We start from the raw sequence: 22,116 nt of genomic DNA on the forward strand, positions 1-22,116 counted from the left end.
GTACCATACCGGATTAGCCAGAGGACACCGTTGCAAGCGCGGGACGCACACGCCAATGTATTTTTTGTAGGACTCATGGGGGCAGGCAAAACCACCGTGGGCCGGGCCATTGCGCGCCGCCTCGATCGCCCGTTCTTCGATTCCGATCATGAAATCGAGGCGCGCACGGGTGCGCGCATCCCGGTGATCTTCGAGCTGGAAGGCGAAGCGGGCTTTCGCGAACGCGAGGCGCACGTGATTTCCGAGTTGACCGGGCGCGACAATATCGTGCTGGCCACGGGCGGCGGCGCGGTGCTGCGGCCGGAAAACCGCGAAGCGCTGCAAAATCGGGGCGTGGTGATCTATTTGCGCGCCAATCCGCATGATTTGTGGCTGCGCACCCGGCGCGACAAGAGTCGCCCGCTTTTGCAGACCGAAGACCCCAAAGCGCGCCTCGAAGCGCTCTACGAAGTACGCGATCCGCTATACCGGGAATGCGCGCACTTTGTGATTGAAACCGGCCGGCCTTCAGTCAACGGACTCGTCAACATGGTTCTGATGCAGCTCGAGATGGCCGGCGTCGCCAAACACCCTGCGCCATAATGGGCCATATGATTACCGTCAATGTCGAACTGGGCGAGCGTGCCTACCCCATCCATATCGGTGCCGATCTGATCGGCCAGACCGCGTTGTTCGCACCGCATATCGGCGGCAGTTCGGTCACGATCGTCACGAACACTACGGTCGACCCGCTCTATGGCGATACGCTGCGCGCGGCGCTCGCGCCGCTTGGCAAGCAGGTGTCCACGGTCGTCTTGCCGGACGGCGAAGCGTACAAGAACCTCGAAACACTGAACCTGATTTTCGACGCGCTGCTGGGCTCGCGCGCGGATCGCAAGACCACGCTGATTGCTCTCGGCGGCGGCGTGATCGGCGACATGACGGGGTTTGCCGCGGCCTGCTACATGCGCGGCGTGCCGTTCATCCAGGTGCCGACCACCTTGCTGTCGCAAGTCGATTCGTCGGTGGGGGGCAAGACCGGCATCAATCACCCACTCGGCAAGAACATGATCGGCGCGTTCTACCAGCCGCAGGCCGTGATCGCCGACATCGGCGCACTGCGCACGCTGCCGGCGCGCGAATTGGCGGCAGGCGTTGCCGAGGTGATCAAGACCGGTGCGATTGCCGACGCCGGCTTCTTCAGTTGGATCGAGGCGAACATCGAGTCGCTCAACCGCCGCGAACCCGAAGCGCTGGCCGAGGCGGTCAAGCGCTCGTGCGAGATCAAGGCGTCGGTCGTGGCGCAGGACGAGCGTGAAGGCGGATTGCGCGCAATCCTCAACTTCGGGCACACCTTCGGCCATGCGATCGAAGCCGGACTCGGCTACGGCGAATGGCTGCACGGCGAGGCGGTCGGCTGCGGGATGGTGATGGCGGCGGACCTGTCAGTGCGCATGGGGTATCTCGACGAAGCCGCGCGCAAGCGCCTGGTCGACGTGATCGTTGCGGCGCATTTGCCTACCCGCGCGCCCGCGCTCGGCGATTCGCGTTACGTCGAACTGATGCAGGTCGACAAGAAGGCGGAAGCCGGTGCAATCAAATTCATTCTGCTGAAGCGTTTCGGTGAGACGCTCATCACCCAGGCGCCTGACGCCGAGGTGCGCGCCACGCTGGCCGCCGCGATCTAGACCGATTCGGCGAGAGTCTGGCAGCAAGGCAACACGCACCAGCGTCACGAGGCGCCGCCCATGTTTCGGAGATTCCGGTGACTGACAGGCGCAGCGACGATGTAAAGCATGACCCGGCAGGCACGCCCGTGAGCGGCGTGCCATCGCAGGAAGCACTCGAAGCGCATCTCGCGCCGTATGCGGCGCATTCAGCCCAGTCGCGCGGGCGCCGCTATCCCGAAGCCGCGCCGAGCGCGCGCACCGAGTTCCAGCGCGATCGCGACCGTATCGTTCACTCGACGGCATTCCGCCGGCTCGAGTACAAAACTCAGGTGTTCGTGAATCACGAGGGCGACCTGTTTCGCACGCGCCTCACGCATAGCCTCGAAGTCGCGCAGATCGCCCGTTCGGTCGCCCGCAATCTGCGCGTCAACGAAGATCTCGTCGAAGCCATTTCGCTTGCGCACGACCTCGGTCACACGCCTTTCGGCCATGCGGGCCAGGATGCGTTGAACGAATGCATGCGCGAACATGGCGGTTTCGAGCACAACCTGCAAAGCCTCGCGGTGGTCGACGATCTGGAAGAGCACTACGGTGCGTTCAACGGCCTGAACCTCTGCTTTGAAACCCGGGAAGGCATTCTTAAGCACTGCTCGCGCGAGAACGCCCGGCGGCTCGGCGCGCTAGGCGAGCGTTTTCTGGAGGGGCGGCAGCCTTCGATAGAAGCACAGATCGCCAATGTCGCCGATGAGATCGCGTACAACAATCACGATGTCGACGACGGTTTGCGCTCAGGGCTGCTCACGGTGGAGCAACTCGCCGAAGTGGAGCTATGGCAGACACACTACGCGGCGGCGCGTGGCGACTTCCCGCAGATCGAAGGGCGGCGGCTGATTCACGAGACCGTGCGCCGCATTATCAATACGCTGATCGTCGACTTGATCGATACGACCTCGCTTAATCTCGCAAGGCTTGCACCCACCTCGCTGGACGCCGTGCGCGCGGTGCCGCCACTGGTCGCGCACAGCGAAGCGATCGCCACCCAGGCCGCGGCGCTCAAGCGCTTTCTGTTCAAGAATCTGTACCGCCACTACCGTGTCATGCGCATGGCCAACAAGGCGCGCCGCGTGGTGACCGGCCTGTTCGACGCGTTCACGGAAGATCCGCGGCTATTGCCGCCTGGCTATCAATCCGCCGACGCATCGCAGCAACCACGCCTGATCGCCCACTACATCGCGGGCATGACGGATCGATACGCAGTAAAGGAGTATCAGCGGCTGTTCGTGATCGACGACAACTGATCGGCCTGAGGCCGATCTCGCCGTTCAGCGCAATCCTCCCGGTGCAACCCGCCTGGCGCAACCTGCCTAGCGCAGCCGCGACGCCAGCAGCGCGCCCGCGATCAGTGCAACGCCGCCGACGATCGCAATCGTCTGCCACGGGTTTTCACGCACATAGTCGTCAGCGTCGGCGATCGCGACTTCGGCGCGTTCGCGCACGGCTTCGCGGGTATCGTTCAGGCGGACACGGGCGGCGTCAAGCTGTTTGCGCAGTTTGCTGCGCAGCGCCACGGCGTCGGCCTGGGTACCGTCTGCCAGGGTGGATTCGAGTTCCGACATCAGGGTGCGCAGTTCGCCTGCGATATCTTCGGCCGCATGGCGGCTATGGCGAGCGATGCGCCGGGCACGGCGGCTGGTGCTGGTCCAGGATTCGCCGAGGGCGTCTCGTGTGTTCGGAAGTGCTGTCATGGTCGCTCCATCGATGAAGGTGAAAGGGTCCCACGCTGTCACGGCACATACGCGTTGCTGCCGTGTGGGGAAAAACCACCGGAACGCAACTTCGGTGCCTAACTCACAGCCCCCATGAACCACGGCGTGGACCGCTATTCCTCAGCAGATATTGCACGAGCCAACCCGATAGCGGGTCAAATTTACAAACGCTTACGCCCGCCCGCCATAGGACTACGCAGATCGCGAAGGTCCCCGGCGCGCGCGAACGACGAAAAACGCCGTCGTTGGATCCATTGGATATTTGACGGCGTTGTCCAAGCCACGAAAATTCGACTACCCTAATTCAACGGCCCCAATTTCTTGACGCGTTAGAAACGGTAACCGATGTTGACGTAGGAAACGATCGGGTTCAGCTTGATCTTGGTTTGCGATTGCACGTTCAGTGTACCGACCGGGGTGTTTGCAGCGGTGTTCAGCTTGGCGGTCGTGCTGAGCGGCAGGTACGAAATCGACACCCCCGCGAACCAGTGCTGGTTGAACGCATAGGTGAAACCCGCATTAAACACCGGCTCCCACGAACTATCCGTGGAGACGCTGGTCGGACCATGCAGAACACCTGCTTCGAATGCACCATTGGTGATCTTGGCGTCGGTGAACCAGATGCGGCTCACACCAATGCCAAGATACGGGCGGAACGAGGCGGTGGGGGCGTTGAAGTAGTACTTGAACAGCAGAGTCGGGCTCCACTGTTTCGCCTGACCGAGCTTGCCGAATTGTTCGAGGTTGCCCGTGCCGTTCAGGTCGAACGAAGGCGGGACACCAATGACGAATTCAGTGGCGATGTGATCAGTGACGAAGTAGCCGGCGGTGAAGCCGAGCGTATCGGCTGAACCGAGTGATGCGCCGGTGTTGGCTTCAGTGATATTGGTCGGGCTGCCGCCTATGCTCGTCACGCTCAACGGTTGGCTACTCGATTGAGGCGCAAGATGGAACCAGCCTGTCGTGACGTAAAAGCTTCCGGCCGATTGCGCGTGTGCTGCCGTCATGCAGGCGAGCGCCGCGATCCCCGTTACGGCCTGTTTTAATTTCATATGTGCTCCTCCAGAAAAGGCCCGCTCATTATGACTACAACGTTTGAAACAAACCATACGCGGCGGTTAGAGCTTTCTCCCTAGGCCCCGCGCGGTTTCCGGCTTAGCCGCGCTGCGCCGAACCCCGGGCGCGCGAGGTTCCTTGGACCTTCGGGTATGTACCAACGCGACTAATTGGATACTCCAGCATGGCACGGCTTGCACGTCTCTATGTCCCTGACCAGCCGCAGCACGTCATCCTCCGTGGACTCGATCAGCAGCCCGCATTTGTCGACGACCAGGACTACGAGCTTTTCATCGACTGCTTGAAAGCGGCTTCTCGCGACCATCACTTGTCCATCCACGCGTATGCGTTGATGCCTGGCGCTGTGCAACTGCTCGTCACGCCGACTGAAGAGTCGAGTCTGCCGAAAGCAATGCAGGCGGTGGGGCGCCGATACGTGGCGCACTTCAACCGGCGCTACGCGCGCCGCGGCACCTTGTGGGAGGGGCGCTACCGCGCCACGGTGATCGAAGGCGAGCGCTACTTCCTGCTCGCGAGCCGGGTCGTCGAGATGTGCCCGGTGCGCACCGGGCTCGTGAGCGCGCCCGAGGACTACCGCTGGTCGAGCTACCGTCACCATATCGGCCTGACGCTAGACAGCCTGATTACCGATCACCCGCTGTACTGGTCGCTCGGCAACACGCCGTTCGAGCGACAGCGCGCCTACCGCGAGTTGTGCGAGCAGCCGCTCGACGAACGCGAAGCCAGTCAGCTTCAGCAGGCCACCCTGAAAGGCTGGGTTTTGGGCAGCGATACCTACCGCGAATGGGCGGCGCGGGCCGCCAACCGGCGCGTTTCACCGCTGCCGCGAGGACGGCCGCGCAAGGTCCGCGAAACGCCGCAGACGCAATAAAGCGTTTCGCATCAAAGGGCTGTATCGAAACGGCATCTTCGCATGCCGTTTTCTTTTGCACCTTTTTGATGTGGCACCAATAAAAAATAGCCGCGATGCACCAATCTGATAATTGGGGTTCAATCATCACGTTTTATTTGCTATTCCATTGATTCGTCGCGTATATTCCGAATTCCGGCGCTTTTCGATATGCGTAGCAACAAGCGTACTGAGTCGCCGACGTGGTTGCGGTGCGAACTGCGGCAATAGAAAAACGGTTTAACGGCCTGTCCGGCCCCTCACAGACGGTGTCCCCATGAACGACCACCAGCAACCGGTTCACCCGGTTCCCGCCGCGCAAGGTCTGTACGACCCGCAAAACGAACATGACGCCTGCGGCGTCGGCTTCGTCGCTCACATCAAGGGCAAGAAAAGCCACGAGATCATCGAGCAAGGCCTGAAGATTCTCGAGAACCTCGACCACCGGGGCGCCGTGGGCGCCGATCCGCTGATGGGCGATGGCGCGGGCATCCTGATCCAGATCCCGGACGGTTTCTATCGTGAGGAAATGGCCAAGCAGGGCGTCGTGCTGCCCCCGAACGGCGAATACGGCGTCGGCATGGTCTTCCTGCCGAAGGAACACGCCTCGCGTCTCGCCTGCGAACAGGAACTGGAACGCACGGTGAAGGCCGAGGGCCAGGTCGTGCTGGGCTGGCGCGACGTGCCGGTCGACCACACCATGCCGATTTCGCCCACCGTCAAGGCGAGCGAGCCGCTGATCCGCCAGATCTTCATCGGCCGCGGCAAAGACATCATGGTGACCGACGCGCTCGAGCGGAAGCTGTACGTGATCCGCAAGACCGCGAGCCACCGTATCCAGGCGCTCAAGCTTCAACACGGCAAGGAATACTTCGTGCCGTCGTGCTCGGCGCGCACGGTCGTCTACAAGGGCCTGCTGCTGGCCGGTCAGGTCGGCGTGTATTACCGCGACCTGCAGGACGAGCGCACGGTGTCGGCGCTGGCGCTGGTGCACCAACGCTTCTCGACCAACACGTTCCCGGCGTGGGAACTGGCTCATCCGTACCGCATGATCGCCCACAACGGCGAAATCAACACGGTGAAGGGCAACGTCAACTGGCTGAACGCCCGCACCGGCGCGATCGCGTCGCACGTTCTCGGCGACGACCTGCCGAAGCTGTGGCCGCTGATCTACCCGGGTCAATCCGACACGGCATCGTTCGACAACTGTCTCGAACTGCTGGTGATGGCCGGCTACCCGCTGGTCCACGCCGTGATGATGATGATCCCGGAAGCCTGGGAACAGCACACGCTGATGGACGACAACCGCCGCGCGTTCTACGAATACCACGCCGCGATGATGGAGCCGTGGGACGGCCCCGCCGCGATTGCCTTTACCGACGGCCGTCAGATCGGCGCCACGCTCGACCGTAACGGTCTGCGTCCGGCGCGCTACATCGTCACCGACGACGATCTCGTGATCATGGCGTCCGAAGCAGGCACGCTGCCGATTCCCGAGTCGAAGATCGTCAAGAAGTGGCGTCTGCAGCCGGGCAAGATGTTCCTGATCGACATGGAGCACGGCCGCATCATCGACGACAAGGAACTGAAGGACAACCTCGCCAACGCCAAGCCGTACAAGAGCTGGATCGACGCGGTCCGGATCAAGCTCGACGAAATCGAGCCGAAGGCCGAAGACGTCGCCACGGAACGCCGCGAAGCCGCGGCCTTGCTGGATCGTCAGCAGGCGTTCGGCTACACGCAGGAAGACCTCAAGTTCCTGATGGCGCCGATGGCGCAAGCCGGCGAAGAAGCCGTCGGTTCGATGGGCAACGACTCGCCGCTGGCGGTCATGTCCAACAAGAACAAGACGCTGTATCACTACTTCAAGCAGTTGTTCGCGCAAGTCACGAACCCGCCGATCGACCCGATCCGTGAAAACATGGTGATGTCGCTGGTGTCGTTCGTCGGTCCGAAGCCGAACCTGCTGGACACGAACAACATCAACCCGCCGATGCGTCTCGAAGTGTCGCAGCCGGTGCTCGACTTCAAGGACATCGCCAAGATCCGCGCGATCGATCAGTACACGGGTGGCAAGTTCAGCTCATACGAGCTGAACATCTGCTACCCCGTGGCCTGGGGCAAGGAAGGCATTGAAGCGCGTCTGGCTTCGCTGTGCGCGGAAGCGGTCGATGCGGTCAAGTCCGGCTACAACATGCTGATCGTGTCGGACCGCAAGACCGACCGCGACAACGTCGCGATTCCGGCATTGCTGGCCACCGCCGCGATCCACACGCACCTCGTCCAGCACGGTCTGCGCACGAGCGCGGGGCTGGTCGTGGAAACCGGCTCGGCGCGTGAAACGCACCACTTCGCGCTGCTCGCGGGCTACGGCGCGGAAGCCGTGCACCCGTACCTCGCGATGGAAACGCTCGGCCAGCTCGCAGCCGGCCTGAAGGGCGACCTGTCGGCGGAAAAGGCGGTCTACAACTTCACCAAGGCTGTCGGCAAGGGCCTGATGAAGGTCATGTCGAAGATGGGTATTTCGACGTACATGTCGTACACCGGTGCGCAGATTTTCGAAGCGGTCGGGCTGGCTGAAGACCTGGTGGTGAAGTACTTCAAGGGCACGTCGTCGAAGGTCGGCGGCATTGGTCTGTTCGACGTCGCGGAAGAAGCGATCCGTCTGCACCGCGACGCGTTCGGCGACAACCCGGTGCTCGCGAACATGCTCGACGCGGGTGGCGAGTACGCCTATCGCGTGCGTGGCGAAGAACACATGTGGACGCCGGATGCGATCGCCAAGCTGCAACACTCGGCGCGCAGCAACTCGTACCAGACGTATAAGGAATACGCGCATCTGATCAACGATCAGACCCGGCGCCATATGACGTTCCGCGGCCTGTTCGAGTTCAAGCTCGATCCGGCCAAGGCCATCCCGCTCGACGAAGTCGAATCGGCGAAGGAAATCGTCAAGCGCTTTGCTACTGGCGCCATGTCGCTGGGCTCGATCAGCACGGAAGCCCACGCCACGCTGGCGGTCGCGATGAACCGCATCGGCGGCAAGTCGAACACCGGCGAAGGCGGCGAGGACGTGAACCGTTATCGCAACGAACTGCGCGGCATTCCGATCAAGAACGGCGACACCATGAAGTCGGTGATCGGCGACGAAGTGATCGTCGACATTCCGCTGAAGGACGGCGATTCGCTGCGCTCGAAGATCAAGCAGGTGGCGTCGGGCCGTTTCGGCGTGACGGCGGAATACCTGGCGTCGGCCGATCAGATCCAGATCAAGATGGCGCAAGGCGCAAAGCCGGGCGAAGGCGGTCAGTTGCCGGGTCACAAGGTGTCGGAATACATCGGCAAGCTGCGTTACTCGGTGCCGGGCGTCGGCCTGATTTCGCCGCCGCCGCACCATGACATCTACTCGATCGAAGATCTGGCGCAACTGATTCACGACCTGAAGAACGCCAACTCGGCGGCCAGCGTGTCGGTGAAGCTGGTGTCGGAATCGGGCGTGGGCACGGTGGCCGCGGGTGTCGCCAAGGCCAAGGCCGATCACGTCGTGATCGCCGGCCATGACGGCGGCACGGGCGCCTCGCCGCTGTCGTCGGTGAAGCATGCCGGCACGCCGTGGGAACTGGGTCTGGCGGAAACGCAGCAGACCTTGGTGCTGAACCAGCTACGTGGCCGGATCCGCGTGCAGGCCGACGGTCAGATGAAGACCGGCCGCGACGTCGTGATCGGCGCGCTGCTCGGCGCGGACGAATTCGGCTTCGCGACGGCGCCGCTCGTCGTCGAAGGCTGCATCATGATGCGCAAGTGCCACCTGAACACCTGCCCGGTCGGCGTCGCGACGCAAGATCCGGTGCTGCGTGCGAAGTTCCAGGGGCAGCCGGAGCATGTCGTGAACTTCTTCTTCTTTGTTGCGGAAGAAGCGCGCGAACTCATGGCGCAACTGGGCATCCGCAAGTTCGACGACCTGATCGGCCACGCCGAACTGCTCGACATGAAGAAGGGCATCGAGCACTGGAAGGCAAAGGGTCTCGACTTCTCGCGCGTGTTCTATCAACCGCAAGTGGCGGCCGAAGTGGCGCGCAAGCACGTGGACGTGCAGGACCACGGTCTCGACAAGGCACTCGACCACGTGCTGATCGAAAAGTCGAAAGCCGCGATCGAGAAGGGCGAGCACGTCTCGTTCATTCAGCCGGTGCGCAACGTGAACCGTACGGTCGGCGCAATGCTGTCCGGCACGATCGCGAAGAAGTACGGCCACGACGGCCTGCCTGACGACACGATTCACATCCAGTTGAAGGGCACCGCGGGTCAGAGCTTCGGCGCGTTCCTCGCGCGAGGCGTCACGCTGGATCTGGTCGGCGACGGTAACGACTACGTCGGCAAGGGTCTTTCGGGTGGCCGCATCATCATCCGTCCGACGAATGATTTCCGCGGCAAGTCGGAAGAAAACATCATTTGCGGCAACACGGTGATGTACGGCGCGATCGAAGGCGAAGCGTTCTTCCGCGGCGTTGCCGGCGAGCGTTTCTGCGTGCGTAACTCGGGTGCGACAGCGATTGTCGAAGGCACGGGCGACCACGGTTGCGAATACATGACAGGTGGCACGGTGGTGGTGCTCGGCGAAACGGGCCGTAACTTCGCGGCCGGCATGTCGGGCGGTATCGCCTACGTGTTCGATCCGGACAGCACGTTCGCGGGCAAGTGCAACAAGTCGATGGTCGCGCTCGAGCCGGTCTTGCAACAGGCCGAACAGGAACGCACGGTCGACAAGAGCCTGTGGCACAGCGGCACAACCGACGAAGCCCTGCTCAAGGGTCTCATCGAACGTCACTTCCAGTTCACGGGTTCGCCGCGTGCAAAGGCGCTGCTCGAAAACTGGGACGCGTCGCGCCGTCAGTTCGTGAAGGTGTTCCCGACCGAATACAAGCGCGCACTGGGCGAGATGGCCGCGAAGAAGGCGAACAAGGAAGTGCTCGCTGCCTGACTTGCCATATAGCCGCTTCGCTGGTCACCAGCACAGAAGACGTCACAACTAGCCGTACCCGCCGCCTCTCGATGATTCGACGCGCGGCGGGTGTAGATCACCTCACCTGATACAGATAGAGAAGAGAACCACATGGGCAAGGCAACCGGTTTTCTCGAGTTCGAGCGCCGCCACGAGGCGTACGAAGCTCCGCTCACGCGTGTGAAGCACTACAAGGAATTCGTTGCGGCACTGACCGACGACGAAGCCAAGATTCAAGGCGCGCGTTGCATGGACTGCGGCATTCCGTTTTGCAACAACGGCTGCCCGGTGAACAACATCATCCCGGACTTCAACGACCTGGTGTTCCATCAGGACTGGAAGACCGCGATCGAAGTGCTGCATTCCACGAATAACTTCCCCGAGTTCACGGGCCGCATCTGCCCGGCGCCGTGTGAGGCAGCCTGCACGCTCGGTATCAACGACGACGCAGTGGGCATCAAGTCGATCGAACACGCCATTATCGACAAAGCGTGGGCCGAAGGCTGGGTTGCACCGCTGCCGCCGAAGCACAAGACCGGCAAGAAGGTCGCCGTGGTCGGTTCCGGCCCCGCTGGTTTGGCCGTCGCGCAGCAACTCGCGCGCGCGGGGCACGATGTCACCGTGTTCGAAAAGAACGACCGCATCGGCGGTTTGCTGCGTTATGGCATTCCTGACTTCAAGCTGGAAAAGTGGCTGATCGACCGCCGCATGCGTCAGATGGAAGCCGAAGGCGTGACGTTCCGCGCCAACGTGTTCGTCGGCAAGGCGGATTCGCTGCCGGAGTACATCGGCAATACGGCGAAGGAAACCATCACGCCGGCCGAACTGAAAGAGCAGTTCGACGCGGTGGTGATCGCCGGCGGTTCGGAAACGCCGCGCGATCTGCCGGTGCCGGGCCGTGAGCTGGAAGGCATCCACTACGCGATGGAATTCTTGCCGCAGCAGAACAAGGTCAATGCCGGCGACAAGGTCGCGAACCAGTTGCTCGCCAAGGGCAAGCACGTGGTCGTGATCGGTGGCGGCGACACGGGTTCGGACTGCGTCGGTACGTCGAACCGTCATGGCGCGAAGAGCGTCACGCAATTCGAACTGCTGCCGCAACCGCCGGAAGAAGAGAACAAGCCGCTCGTGTGGCCGTACTGGCCGATCAAGCTGCGCACCTCGTCGTCGCATGACGAAGGCTGCTCGCGCGATTGGGCGGTTGCCACCAAGCGCCTCGAAGGCAAGAATGGCAAGGTCGAGAAGCTGATCGCCGCGCGCGTCGAATGGAAGGACGGCAAGATGCAGGAAGTGCCGAACTCGGAATTCGAAATGAAGGCCGATCTGGTGCTGCTGGCCATGGGCTTCACGCAACCGGTGTCGCCGGTGCTCGAAGCGTTCGGCGTCGACAAGGACAACCGCGGCAACGTGCGTGCCGCGACCGAAGGCGACAAGGCGTATTACGCGTCGGTGGACAAGGTCTTCACCGCGGGCGATATGCGTCGTGGCCAGTCGCTGGTGGTGTGGGCGATTCGCGAAGGCCGTCAGTGCGCACGTTCGGTCGATGCGTTCCTGATGGGTCATTCGGAACTGCCGCGCTAACGTAACGTCTCCAGCCGGTTTCCGCCCGATGGTGCGGAAACCGGCTAATGCTTGCAGGACGAGGTGGAGACGACAAAGCGGTACATCAGCCGTATCGCGAAGCGGTAAAAAACAAAGCCGGGCACCTGAGAGGGTGACCCGGCTTTTCCGTTTTTTGCGACGCTAGGCGCGTCCGGTGGTGTTAGTTGAAGTGCTTAGCCTACGCGTCGAGGCGCGAGCGACTTCCCGCATCGAATCGTGCGATCAGCGCCGATAGCGGTTCAACGTCAGCCCGTCGAGGTCGATCTCCGGCTTGCGCTGCGTAATCAGATCGGCGACCACCCGGCCCGAACCCATCGACATCGCCCAACCCGTCGAACCATGTCCGACGTTTAGCCAGAGTTTGTCCACGCCGGACGGGCCGAGCAACGGCGCGCCATCCGGGGTCATCGGCCGGCGGCCGACCCAGAAGTGCGCGGAGGTTGGATTGGCCGCGTGCGGAAACCAGTCGCTGAGTACTTTCATCAGCGTCTGCAAAGCCTGTTCGCGCAGGGTTGTCTGGCGATTGCCGAGCTCCGCGGTGCCGGCCACGCGCAGGTTGTTGCCAAAGCGCGTGATCGCCGTTTTCAGCGATTCGTCCATGAGTGCCGCCAGCGGGGCCTTTTCTTCGTCGGTGATGGGCAGCGTTGCCGAGTAGCCTTTGACCGGGTAGAGCGGCACCTTCACGCCGAGCGGCGCGAGCAGCAGCGCACTGTCCACGCCCAGCGCCACCACCACCGCATCGGCTTGCAAAGTCTCGTTGCCGCGTTCGCTCTCGAGACGCACCGCGTGAACCGCACCGCCTCGCACGTCGAGCGAGCGCACTTTGGTATCGAAGCGAAACCGCACGCCGTTGCGCTCGCAGATCGCCCGCAGTTCGCGGGTGAAGCGGGCGCAATCGCCGGCTTCGTCGTTGGGGAGATAGAGGCCGGAGAGCGGCGTCTGACGCGCCCAGCGCAAACCTGGTTCGATCTCGACACACTGCGCCGCGCTGACTTCACGATACGCGATGCCGGCGTCGCGCAGGACCGCGAGAGCCGGCTGCGCGAGTTCGACGTCGTATTCGCTGCGGAACAACTGCAGATAGCCCTGACTGCGGCCATAGTCGAACGGATGACGGGCGCGGAATTCGTGCAGACAGTCCCGGCTGTAATAGGCGATGCGTTGCATGCGCTGCTTGTTGACCCGAAAGCGCTCGAGGTCGCATTCGCGCAGCCAGCGCATGATCCAGCGCCATTGGGCCGGATCCAGGGTCGGGCGGAAGATAAGCGGCGAGGCCGGCTTGAACAGATACTTGAGGATCTTGGCCGGCATGCCGGGCGCGGCCCATGGCGTCACATAACCCGGCGCGATCACGCCGGCATTGCCGAAACTGGTGGAGAGCGCGACGTCCGGCTCGCGCTCGATCACGGTGACGTCGCAGCCTTGCTGGCGCAGATAAAACGCGGTGGCGACGCCGATCACGCCGCCGCCCAGAACAATCGTTTTCATGTGGTTGTGCGGCGGTTTCAGGCGGCAGGACGAGCCGCGCCGAGTACTTTACCCTTGGTTTCCGGCAGACACACCGCGGCCACGATCACCAGCAGATAGCCCGACCCGGCGACGATGCCCATCGCCTTCACCAGCGTCATGGTTTGCGACAGTGTACCGACCAGGATCGGAAAGAACGAGCCGAGACCGCGGCCCAGGTTGTAGCAGAAGCCTTGCCCCGAGCCGCGGATCGAATTCGGATAGAGCTCCGACAAATACGCGCCGACGCCCGCGAAAATTCCCTGTACGACGATGCCGAGCGGGAAGCCGAGCGCGAGCATCATGCCGTCGGTGATCGGCAGCATTGTGTAGACCATGCCGAGCACGAACGAGCCAATCGCGAACAGCACGAACGACGCGCGCCGGCCTATCTTGTCGCACAGAATCGCGCCGACGATATAGCCGGTGAACGAGCCGACGATCAGCACGATCAGATAGCCGCTGGTGTTGAAGACCGACAGATGGCGCACGGTTTTCAGATAGGTCGGCAGCCAGGTGGTGATCGCGTAATAGCCGCCGAGCATGCCGGTGCACAGCACGCTGCCCAGCAGGGTCGTTTTGAGGTATGGGAAGGAGAATATCTGCAGGAAGTGCGAGGTATCGAAGCCGCTTTCGCGAGCGCGGCGGGTTTCGAGAAAGATGTCAGGATCGCTGACATTGCGGCGAATGTAGAAGATCCACAGCGCGGGCAGCAGGCCGATCCAGAAGCAGGCGCGCCATGCGACCTGTTCGGGCAGCAAGGCGAAAAACGCCCAATAGATGATGGCCGCCGCGGCCCAGCCGAATGACCAGCTGCTCTGCACGGTGCCGACGGCTTTCGCGCGATGCTGAGGTGAGCGGATGGTCTCGGCCATCATGATCGTCACGACCGACCATTCACCGCCGAAGCCGATGCCTTGCAGCGTGCGGGTGGTCAGCAGTTGCCAGAACGAGTGGGTGAAGCCCGACAGGCAGGTAAAGATCGCGAAGGTGGCAATGGTCCACTGGAGGACGCGCACGCGTCCATAGCGGTCGGCGAGAATCCCGGCGAGCCAGCCGCCGATCGCCGACGAAATCAGCGAACTGGTCGCGATCATGCCGGCTTCGCTTTTGGTCATGCCCCATGTCGCGATCAGCGTCGGAATAAGGAATGAGTAGATCATGAAATCAAAAGCGTCGACTGCGTAGCCGCCGAAGCCGGCATAGAGGGTGCGGCGTTCGCGCTGTGTCAGTTCGGTGAACCATTGGAGAGAGGGCATGTTTTTTTGTTGTCTCCAGGTGGTTTTTGCCTTCCGGCGGCTTGATCGTGGGTTTTTTGTATTCTAAGGGGACGGGGCGGGGTGCGGCCAGCCGTGGTCAAAAATGCCTGGCGGATAAGGGACTCCATTCCGGTTCCTTACCAACTACTACTATGTAACCCAAAAATTATTGCGCGCCGTTAAACTGCGCCGGCAGCGCTCGAGCTGCGCCTACCCTTCTCACGCCCGCGCTCGCCACTGCTAATGCCCGCCACCGCAAAAACCTGCTCGCCATTCCGCCGCTCCGCGAGCACGCCTTTGCGAGCAGACCCATCGCGCCGCGCGTTCCTGAGATCGTCGGCAAGCATGCTGCTGCTCTCCGGTATGGGCAGCACGCTGCTGTCGGCCTGCGGAGGTGGAAATCTGGACACCGATCAGCCGGCAACGCCGCGCCTCGCCTCGGTGAGCAACTTTCGCGATGTGGCGGGCGCGGCCGCCGGCTATCCCACGGTCGATGGCAAGCAGATGCGCCGTGGCGCCTTCTATCGTGCGAACGCGCTGACCCTCGGCGCTACCGACGCGACCGCCCTCGATAAACTCGGCATCGCCTCGGTCTACGATCTGCGCACGCCTGGCGAAATCGCACGCACGGCGGATATCCTGCCGAGCGGGGCGACGTCGCAGGCGCTCGACGTGCTGGGGGTCAGCGACTTCGTCACGCCGACGTTCGATACCGCGGGCGCCGCCGTCGCGTTCATGGAAGCCCAGGCGCGCGCCTATGTCACCGGCGCCGCCCAGCGCGTCGGTTACGGCGAGCTCCTGACGCGGCTCGCCAATGGCGCCGGTCCGCAACTGTTTCATTCCAACGCGGGTAAGGATCGGGCCGGCTGGGTTGCGGCGCTCCTGCTCAGCATCGCCAACGTGCCAATCGATGTGATCACGCAGGACTATCTGCTGAGCAACGTCTATCTGGCCCAATCGATCCAGCAACAGACCGCCACGTTGCGTGCGCAGAATGGCGACGCGGCTGCAACGACCGCGTCACCGTTGCTCAACGTGCAGGAAAATTACCTGCAAGCCGGGTTCGATCAGGTGCAGGCGAGCTACGGCACGATGGCGAGCTATCTGACACAAGGACTCGGGCTGTCGCAAGCGACGATCGACATGTTGCACGACCGCCTGGTCGGGTGACTCGCGCTTGCCGGGCCTGGTATTGAGCGGAACACGTCGGCCGGCACGGACGAAAAAAAGTCCGCCCCATGTAACCGGGCGGACAGAGAAGGGCGGCATCGAGGTTGCCGGGGGCGACTATAAGGCCGCAACCCGCGCGCAAACCTGTTCAGTAAGGGCGCGTAAGTGCCCGTGCTCGCGAAGCCCGCTCAGCCCTTCCGGATCTTCCTCATGACTGCGCCGGCGCAACCGGCAATTCGATCCGTACTTCCAGCCCGCCGTGCGCGTGATTGCGCACCTGGCAGCGTCCGCCACGATCGTGTGCGAGCCGTGCGACGATCGCGAGACCCAGGCCGCAATGACCTTCGCCGCCGCGCGCGGCGTCGAGCCGTACGAACGGTTTCAGCGCCGCGGCGATGCGCTCGTCGGGAATGCCCGGGCCGTGGTCGCGTACGCTGATCACCCAATGCCGGTCATTGCGCGCCGTGGCGATATCCACCGGCGGCGAGCCGTGCTCGAGCGCGTTGTCGACGAGATTCGTGACCAGCCGGTCGAGCAAGGTGCGCGGCAGGGCGAACGACGGGCCGGCGCGCAAATCGAGCGTGAACAGCGGTGTCTCGGTGTTGTCGCTGGCGGAAAACTGTTCCCGCAGGAATTCGTCGACTTCGACCGGCGGCCCGGCATCGGCGGACTGGCCGGCAAACTCCAGAAACTGCTGGACGATGTTGGTCAGCGAGTCGACGTCGCGGATCAGTCCGGCCCGCTCGTTTTCCGCGACCAGCACGCTCGCGCGCAACTTGAGCCGCGTGAGCGGTGCTTTCAGGTCGTGCGCGACGCCGGCCAGCATCACTGCCTGGTCGTCGCCGGCCTCATTCAGGCGCCGCATCATGTCGTTGAAGGAGCCGATCAGATCGCGCAATTCACGCGGGCCTTGCACGGTCACGGGCTCCGGCCGGCCGCCTGAACCGAACGCGCGGGCGGCGTCGGCCACGCGCGACAGCGGCCGCTGCATCTGCCAGACCGCGAACAGCGACAGGATCAGTGCGGCCGCCAGCATCGAGACGGATTCGATCAGGAAGCGCGGGCGCGGCGGTACGTCCACCGGCACGACGACCCAGTTCGACTTGCCGGGGAACAGCACCCATAGCTGCGGCGGATGCAGGTCGTCGACGGCGATCTGCGTGCCGGGCGGCAGGTTCTCGCGCAAATGCCGGCTCAATTCGACCAGCGGATGAGCGGTGGGCGGGCGCAGATGGACGCTCGACGGCATGTTCCAGGTAGGCACGAGATGCACCCGCATGGCGGGCGCGAGCGCGGCGCCCTTCATCGGCTCGCCGTTGACGGCTTGCAGCACCAGCAGAATGCCGCGCGCGAAGCCGTCGATTTCGTGGCGCGGCGGCTGCATCACCACCAGCACGAACCAGCCGGCCTGAATCGCGAACAACACCGCTGTCGACAGCAACGCCATTCTGCCGAACAGTGTGTTCAGCGGGTTTCTCATGCGCTTGAGGCAGCCTCGTCGGCGAACGGCGTGCCGTCGGCGTCGGGCACGAACACATAGCCTTTGCCGCGCACCGTCTGCACGTAGCACGGATTGGACGGGTCGTCTTCGATCACGCGGCGCAGGCGCCAGATCGGCACGTCGAGACTGCGGTCGCGGAACGCGAGATTGTCACGATGCACGAGATCGTGAATCAGCACGCGCGACAGCACCTTGTAAGGATTGTTGACAAAGATCTTTAGCAGCGCGAACTCACTGTCGCGCAGCGGCAGCTTGGTGTCGTCGCGTGACAGCGCGCGGGTGGCGAAGTCGAGTTCGAACGGGCCGAAGCGATACGGCTTGCGGGCTTCCGGCGCACTCGTGGTGGACGGCCCGCGGCGGCGCAGCACCGTATGAATGCGCGCGAGCAGCTCACGCGGGTCGAACGGCTTGGTCAGATAGTCGTCCGCGCCGAGCGAAAGCCCGACGATGCGGTCGGCCACCGTACCGCGCGCCGTCACGAAGATCACCGGAATGTCGTCGCCGGCGGCGCGCAAGGCGGTGAGCGCGCGTAGGCCGTCGGTGTTCGGCATCATGATGTCGAGCACGACGACCGACGGCCGTTCACGTTCGAGCCGGCGTTGCAGATGGGTGCCGTCGTGCAGCACGGACGCGTCGAAGCCGTTCGTCTGCAGAAACTTGCAAAGCAGATCGCGTACGACCGGATCGTCGTCGACGATAAGGACCTGTGGATTCATGGCGAAATTCTAGACTGGCCCGCGCGACACACGGCCGACTGTTTTCTTACCAATGCTTACGTAAGTTCGCGCCATCTTTGCCGATTCGGGCGCCAGTCCCGCCAGCAAAGGCTCACCGCATATTTCAGGGCTGCACATTTGGCAACAGGCGAGTCGCGCACCGGCAATGTGCAGCGCGGCGCGGCCGTCATTTTGCATCGCTCAAATTCCCTCGATGGAAGAATTCGCCCCCAATTGCTACGGCTGGCAAGGGGTCGCAACGCGTCGTAAGAACCGCCGGAAAGCGCGCGTTCCTTCGTGCATCGCCACTGCGGGCGCGGCGAGATGATTCGTCGTGCAGTACGTTGCGTCGCATGTCGAAAACAGCCTAACGCCTTGGGCCCACGGCAAGCGGCGTGAAATCGAAACCTAGCGCCACGCGAGGCTCATCATGACCGTTCACAGCCATCTCAGCTCAACCCGCTTTTCTTCGCTCGCACCTATGCAGGCGGCGGAAAAGCCCGCAACTTCAAACAATGCAGCAGCGACGCCGCAGGCACCGGAGTCGGTGACCGAGGCACCGGTTCCGTCGGCGCCGCCGTCGCTGCCGTCGGGGCTCGTCGGGCATCACGTCAACACCACCGCCTGACGCATCGAGGCCCGTGTGTCGACCCCAAGCATTCCTGACCGTTTCATCCGTGTCACTGCGTGGTTGACGCTCGGCGCGGCGCTGCTGCCACTCGGCGGCTGCGCCGTCGCCGCGCTGCCGTGCCGGCTGACGTCGGCCACGCTGAAAGTCATCCCGGTCGTCGGCCATGCCGCGGCCACACCGTTCGACATGTGTTCATCCGCTATCGACTGAATCATGACACTCAAACGGATTGCCTTCGCGCTGGCGCTGCTGGGCGGCATGTTCTCGCTGGTTGCTCAGACCCAGGCGCAGGCCCAGGTCCATCCGCAGCCGCCCGCGCGCGATGCGAATGCGGCCAGTGCCGTGCCGAAGGGCGCTTTGCCCGAGGCACGCCGGCGTTCGCAGGACACGCCGTTCGCGTTTCGCGGCATCGCGCTTGGCACCACGCTGGACGAATTTCGCGCCGGCTCGACCGTGCGCGCCACGCCGCTCGGCAGCGTGCCCGTCTGCGAGACGGACGTGCAGGCGGGCGCGCTCGGCATGCGCTTGAAATCGCGCGAGAGTCTGACGGTTGCATGCCGCTGGGCGCATCACACCGACGATGGCTGGGCGGTGTCGCAAGCGGTCGTCGACGGCGTGCCGGCGCTCGAGCATGTGCTGCGCTTTGCGCGTGTCGACGGCCAGAGCGCCCTGCGTCTGTACGAGATTTCTTTCGTGATCGACGAGATCACCGCCGAAGACTTGCGCGACGCGCTCGCGGATCGCTACGGCGCGCCGCGTCTGGTGACGCAAAGCGTGTCGTCGCCGGGCGCGCTGCCGGTCTATGTGTGGGACAACGCGGTGAGTTCGATCACCTTGTGCTTTCTGCCGGGCACTCGCAACGGCACGCTCACGTATCTGCTGAAGGGCTCGGATGCATGGGTGAAATCGGTCGTACGACAATGGCAGGCAAGCGGTGCCGAGGCGGGTTGATGTGCCGGCTCATGGTTCGCGTTGTTTGCGGGTTCAGGCAAGGTCCTGGTTGCGTCGTTGAGCGAAGCATCGGCACCGTAACCGCACGGTTCGTTTTCAATCCGGCCGATCCGGCCAGGGAGCAAGTATGACTGCGCTACGTCTCACTGTCGCGCTAGGCGCGGCGGCCTGTCTCGCGGCTTGCGGCAGCAGCCAGCAGCCGTCAATCGTTGAAACGCCGATGTCGCCGCCGATCGCATCGGCGCCGCTGAACGTCAATACGCAGGGTGCGATCTATCAGGCCGGTGCGCCGTTGCTGCTTTACGAAACGCCGCGTGCCCAGCATATCGGCGACGTGCTGACGATCCGCTTGTCGGAGTCATACAGCGGCAACAATAGTTCGACCGCGGCCGCCAGCCGTTCGAGCAACATCACCGCGACCGCGGCCGATCAGTCGACCAACGCCGCCGCGCGGCTGGCGAGGCTGTTCAATGTCGGCTCGGCCAGTACCGACTACAAAGGGCAGGGCAGTCTCACCGATACCAGCGGCATGACCGGCACACTGGCCGTGACCGTGATCGGCACGATGTCGACCGGCAATCTGGTGGTGTCGGGCGAGAAGATGATCGCGATGAGCGGCAACCGCGACCGCTTGCGCCTGTCGGGTATCGTCAATCCGAAGGATATCGAAGCCGGTAACTATGTGGCGTCGAGCAAGGTTGCCAACGCGCGCATCGAACAGGCCGGCGTGGGGATGGTGTCCGACGCCACCACGATGGGCTGGCTGCAGAGGATGTTTTTGAGCGTACTGACTTTCTGAAGCCGGGCGCGCGGCATGCATGCGAACTGTGCGGCATGCCGGGCATCTTCTCTCATGGGTCTTACGCAAGCGGCGGCGCGTTGCGTTCCGCAGCGCCGATTTCACCGTCCGGTACGAACACATAGCCGCGTCCCCAGACCGTTTGCACATAGCGCGGCTCGGACGGATCCACTTCGATCAGCCGCCGCAAGCGCCAGATCGATACGTCAAGGCTGCGGTTGCGATGCGCCTCGCTATTGCCGTGCAGTTTTTCCAGCAACTGCGCGCGGGTGAGCACCGTCATCGCATGCGTGACAAACACCTTGAGCATCGCGAATTCGCTTGAACGTAGCGGAATGCGCTCGCTGTCGCGGCGCAATTCGCGCGCCGGAAAATTGACCTCGAAACGGCCGAAGCGATAGGGCGCGCGTTGCTCTGGCGCGCTCGGCGCAATCGCACCACGGCGGCGCAGTACCGTGCGTATCCGCGCGACCAGTTCGCTCGGTTCGAATGGTTTGCCGAGATAGTCGTCGGCGCCGAGTTCGAGGCCGATCACACGGTCGATCGGATCGGCGCGCGCGGTCAGCAGGATCACGGGAATGTCGTCGCCCGCGACGCGCAATGCGCGCAGCGCGCTGATGCCGTCGAGCTCCGGCATCATGATGTCGAGCACGACCAGCGCGGGACGCTCGTTCTGCAACGTGCGCTGCAGCGCCATGCCGTGTTCGAGCGTGGACACCTGGAAGCCACGCCCCAGCAGATATTCGCTGACGAGCTCGCGTACGACGGGGTCGTCGTCGACGACCAGAATGGATTGGTTCATCCAGGTCATCTTAGTCATCCGCGCGAGCAGCGCAAAGCACGTAACGCTTTCGAATCCTTTCTCGCGTAAGAGAAAGCAAGCAGGCGCCAGAGCGGTTTCCTCTAGTTCGCCAGCGACGTCTGCATGGTCTGCATCGGTTGCGGGCCGAGGTCGGTCTGATCGACCACCATCTTGTCGATCAGACCATTGAGCTTGGTCGATGCCGTGGAGAAACGGTCGGTGTTGAGACCACCGGTCTGGTAGCGCGCGGTGACGAGAATGCGCCCGTGCTGGATCAGCGTCAGATCGATGATCGACAGATACTGGATCGTTTCGTCGCTAAACGAGCGGCGGCCGTAATCGATCGCCGCGTTGTAGACGAGGCGCGCCTCGCATCCGGCGGGCGACGTGCCCGGATTGTAGACGTCCGAACGAATGCCGCGCCGCTCGAGCGCTAGCTGCAGCGCCGGTACGAAATCGCCGACCGACACGGTTTGATTCACTTCGATGCAGACGTTGTGCACGTCCGCCCGCCGGCCGTTGATGAAGGTCGGCGACGAGTAGTTCGCCGCGATCGCGTAGCCCGCCTGAATCACGGAACCGGTGGCGTCGGCCGCCGAGATCAGCGTCCAGGCGCAACCGTTCAGGCCCAATGCGAGGCTGGCCGAGGCGGCGAGCCGGGCGCCGGGCCGCCGCAACATGACCCACGCGGCCAAAGAGGCCCGCGTGAAAGCGTAAGCGCGCAAGCTTGGCATGGCGGTCATGAGGCGGTGCCTGGTGGCGGTGAAGAAGAGCAGCGTCACAAAGGGGCGCGGCG

At 63.3% G+C, this 22,116-nt stretch carries 19 protein-coding genes; 11 read left to right on the forward strand and 8 right to left on the reverse strand.

The features are described from left to right. Nucleotides 1-30: 30 nt before the first annotated feature. From PQR67_RS19590 to PQR67_RS19600, 3 genes are all read left to right on the forward strand, one after another. A complete protein-coding gene (locus PQR67_RS19590) occupies nt 31-582 on the forward strand; it encodes a shikimate kinase (protein ID WP_408462633.1) in 552 nt (183 codons plus the stop codon). Next, a complete protein-coding gene (aroB, locus tag PQR67_RS19595) occupies nt 582-1,667 on the forward strand; it encodes a 3-dehydroquinate synthase (RefSeq protein WP_408462636.1) in 1,086 nt (361 codons plus the stop codon). The genes PQR67_RS19590 and aroB overlap by 1 nt, the downstream gene beginning before the upstream one ends. A gap of 128 nt (nt 1,668-1,795) precedes the next feature. After that, on the forward strand, nt 1,796-2,947 hold the full coding sequence (locus PQR67_RS19600; RefSeq protein WP_408462900.1) for a deoxyguanosinetriphosphate triphosphohydrolase: 1,152 nt from the start codon (nt 1,796-1,798) through the stop codon (nt 2,945-2,947). A gap of 66 nt (nt 2,948-3,013) precedes the next feature. On the opposite strand, the gene PQR67_RS19605 is transcribed toward PQR67_RS19600, so the two are convergent. Further along, nucleotides 3,014-3,394: an ElaB/YgaM/YqjD family protein gene (locus tag PQR67_RS19605; protein WP_408462639.1), complete on the reverse strand. Its 381-nt coding sequence runs from the start codon at nt 3,392-3,394 to the stop codon at nt 3,014-3,016. Between the two features lie 350 nt (nt 3,395-3,744). After that, nucleotides 3,745-4,467 carry an OmpW/AlkL family protein gene (locus PQR67_RS19610; protein WP_408462642.1) on the reverse strand — a complete coding sequence of 241 codons (723 nt, stop codon included), beginning with the start codon at nt 4,465-4,467 and terminating at the stop codon, nt 3,745-3,747. Between the two features lie 188 nt (nt 4,468-4,655). On the opposite strand from PQR67_RS19610, the gene PQR67_RS19615 reads away from it, so the two are divergent. The 3 genes from PQR67_RS19615 (at nt 4,656) to PQR67_RS19625 (ending at nt 11,964) form a co-directional block, all read left to right on the forward strand. After that, complete coding sequence (locus PQR67_RS19615) at nt 4,656-5,363, forward strand: transposase (RefSeq protein ID WP_028199609.1); 708 nt, start codon at nt 4,656-4,658, stop codon at nt 5,361-5,363. Nucleotides 5,364-5,658: 295 nt separating this feature from the next. Next, a complete protein-coding gene (locus PQR67_RS19620; RefSeq protein ID WP_408462645.1) occupies nt 5,659-10,362 on the forward strand; it encodes a glutamate synthase-related protein in 4,704 nt (1,567 codons plus the stop codon). A 132-nt stretch (nt 10,363-10,494) separates the two neighbouring features. Beyond that, a complete protein-coding gene (locus tag PQR67_RS19625; protein ID WP_408462648.1) occupies nt 10,495-11,964 on the forward strand; it encodes a glutamate synthase subunit beta in 1,470 nt (489 codons plus the stop codon). A 243-nt stretch (nt 11,965-12,207) separates the two neighbouring features. Here PQR67_RS19625 and PQR67_RS19630 read toward each other — a convergent pair whose 3' ends face one another. Both PQR67_RS19630 and PQR67_RS19635 read right to left on the reverse strand, forming a co-directional pair. Next, complete coding sequence (locus PQR67_RS19630) at nt 12,208-13,473, reverse strand: D-amino acid dehydrogenase (RefSeq protein ID WP_408462651.1); 1,266 nt, start codon at nt 13,471-13,473, stop codon at nt 12,208-12,210. A gap of 17 nt (nt 13,474-13,490) precedes the next feature. Continuing rightward, entirely contained in the window at nt 13,491-14,750 is a 1,260-nt protein-coding gene (locus tag PQR67_RS19635; RefSeq protein ID WP_408462653.1) for an MFS transporter, read from the reverse strand. Between the two features lie 243 nt (nt 14,751-14,993). Here PQR67_RS19635 and PQR67_RS19640 point away from each other — a divergent pair, with 243 nt between their 5' ends. Then, complete coding sequence (locus PQR67_RS19640) at nt 14,994-15,920, forward strand: tyrosine-protein phosphatase (protein WP_408462656.1); 927 nt, start codon at nt 14,994-14,996, stop codon at nt 15,918-15,920. 208 nt (nt 15,921-16,128) lie between these two features. On the opposite strand, the gene PQR67_RS19645 is transcribed toward PQR67_RS19640, so the two are convergent. Next, nucleotides 16,129-17,400: an ATP-binding protein gene (locus tag PQR67_RS19645; RefSeq protein WP_408462659.1), complete on the reverse strand. Its 1,272-nt coding sequence runs from the start codon at nt 17,398-17,400 to the stop codon at nt 16,129-16,131. Further along, a complete protein-coding gene (locus PQR67_RS19650) occupies nt 17,397-18,137 on the reverse strand; it encodes a response regulator (RefSeq protein WP_408462662.1) in 741 nt (246 codons plus the stop codon). Before PQR67_RS19650 ends, PQR67_RS19645 begins: the two co-directional genes overlap by 4 nt. A 430-nt stretch (nt 18,138-18,567) precedes the next feature. Here PQR67_RS19650 and PQR67_RS19655 point away from each other — a divergent pair, with 430 nt between their 5' ends. From PQR67_RS19655 to PQR67_RS19670, 4 genes are all read left to right on the forward strand, one after another. Further along, nucleotides 18,568-18,765, forward strand: coding sequence for a hypothetical protein (locus PQR67_RS19655; protein WP_408462665.1), 198 nt, complete (start codon nt 18,568-18,570; stop codon nt 18,763-18,765). Between the two features lie 45 nt (nt 18,766-18,810). Beyond that, on the forward strand, nt 18,811-18,978 hold the full coding sequence (locus tag PQR67_RS19660; protein WP_408462903.1) for a DUF6726 family protein: 168 nt from the start codon (nt 18,811-18,813) through the stop codon (nt 18,976-18,978). Nucleotides 18,979-18,981: 3 nt separating this feature from the next. Further along, the gene (locus PQR67_RS19665; protein WP_408462668.1) at nt 18,982-19,719 is read left to right on the forward strand and encodes a hypothetical protein; all 738 of its coding nucleotides are present in this window, start codon (nt 18,982-18,984) and stop codon (nt 19,717-19,719) included. Between the two features lie 127 nt (nt 19,720-19,846). Further along, on the forward strand, nt 19,847-20,518 hold the full coding sequence (locus tag PQR67_RS19670) for a flagellar basal body L-ring protein FlgH (RefSeq protein WP_408462671.1): 672 nt from the start codon (nt 19,847-19,849) through the stop codon (nt 20,516-20,518). Nucleotides 20,519-20,579: 61 nt separating this feature from the next. Here the strand turns inward: PQR67_RS19670 and PQR67_RS19675 are convergent, their stop codons facing one another. Together PQR67_RS19675 and PQR67_RS19680 are read right to left on the reverse strand one after the other, a co-directional pair. Beyond that, the gene (locus PQR67_RS19675) at nt 20,580-21,320 is read right to left on the reverse strand and encodes a response regulator (RefSeq protein WP_408462674.1); all 741 of its coding nucleotides are present in this window, start codon (nt 21,318-21,320) and stop codon (nt 20,580-20,582) included. 101 nt (nt 21,321-21,421) lie between these two features. Beyond that, nucleotides 21,422-22,063 (reverse strand): hypothetical protein, encoded by a 642-nt coding sequence (locus PQR67_RS19680; RefSeq protein WP_408462677.1) that lies wholly within the window; start codon nt 22,061-22,063, stop codon nt 21,422-21,424. Nucleotides 22,064-22,116: the final 53 nt, after the last annotated feature.

It is taken from the genome of Paraburkholderia fungorum (assembly GCF_046026025.1).
Classification (GTDB): Bacteria; Pseudomonadota; Gammaproteobacteria; order Burkholderiales; family Burkholderiaceae; genus Paraburkholderia; species Paraburkholderia fungorum_E.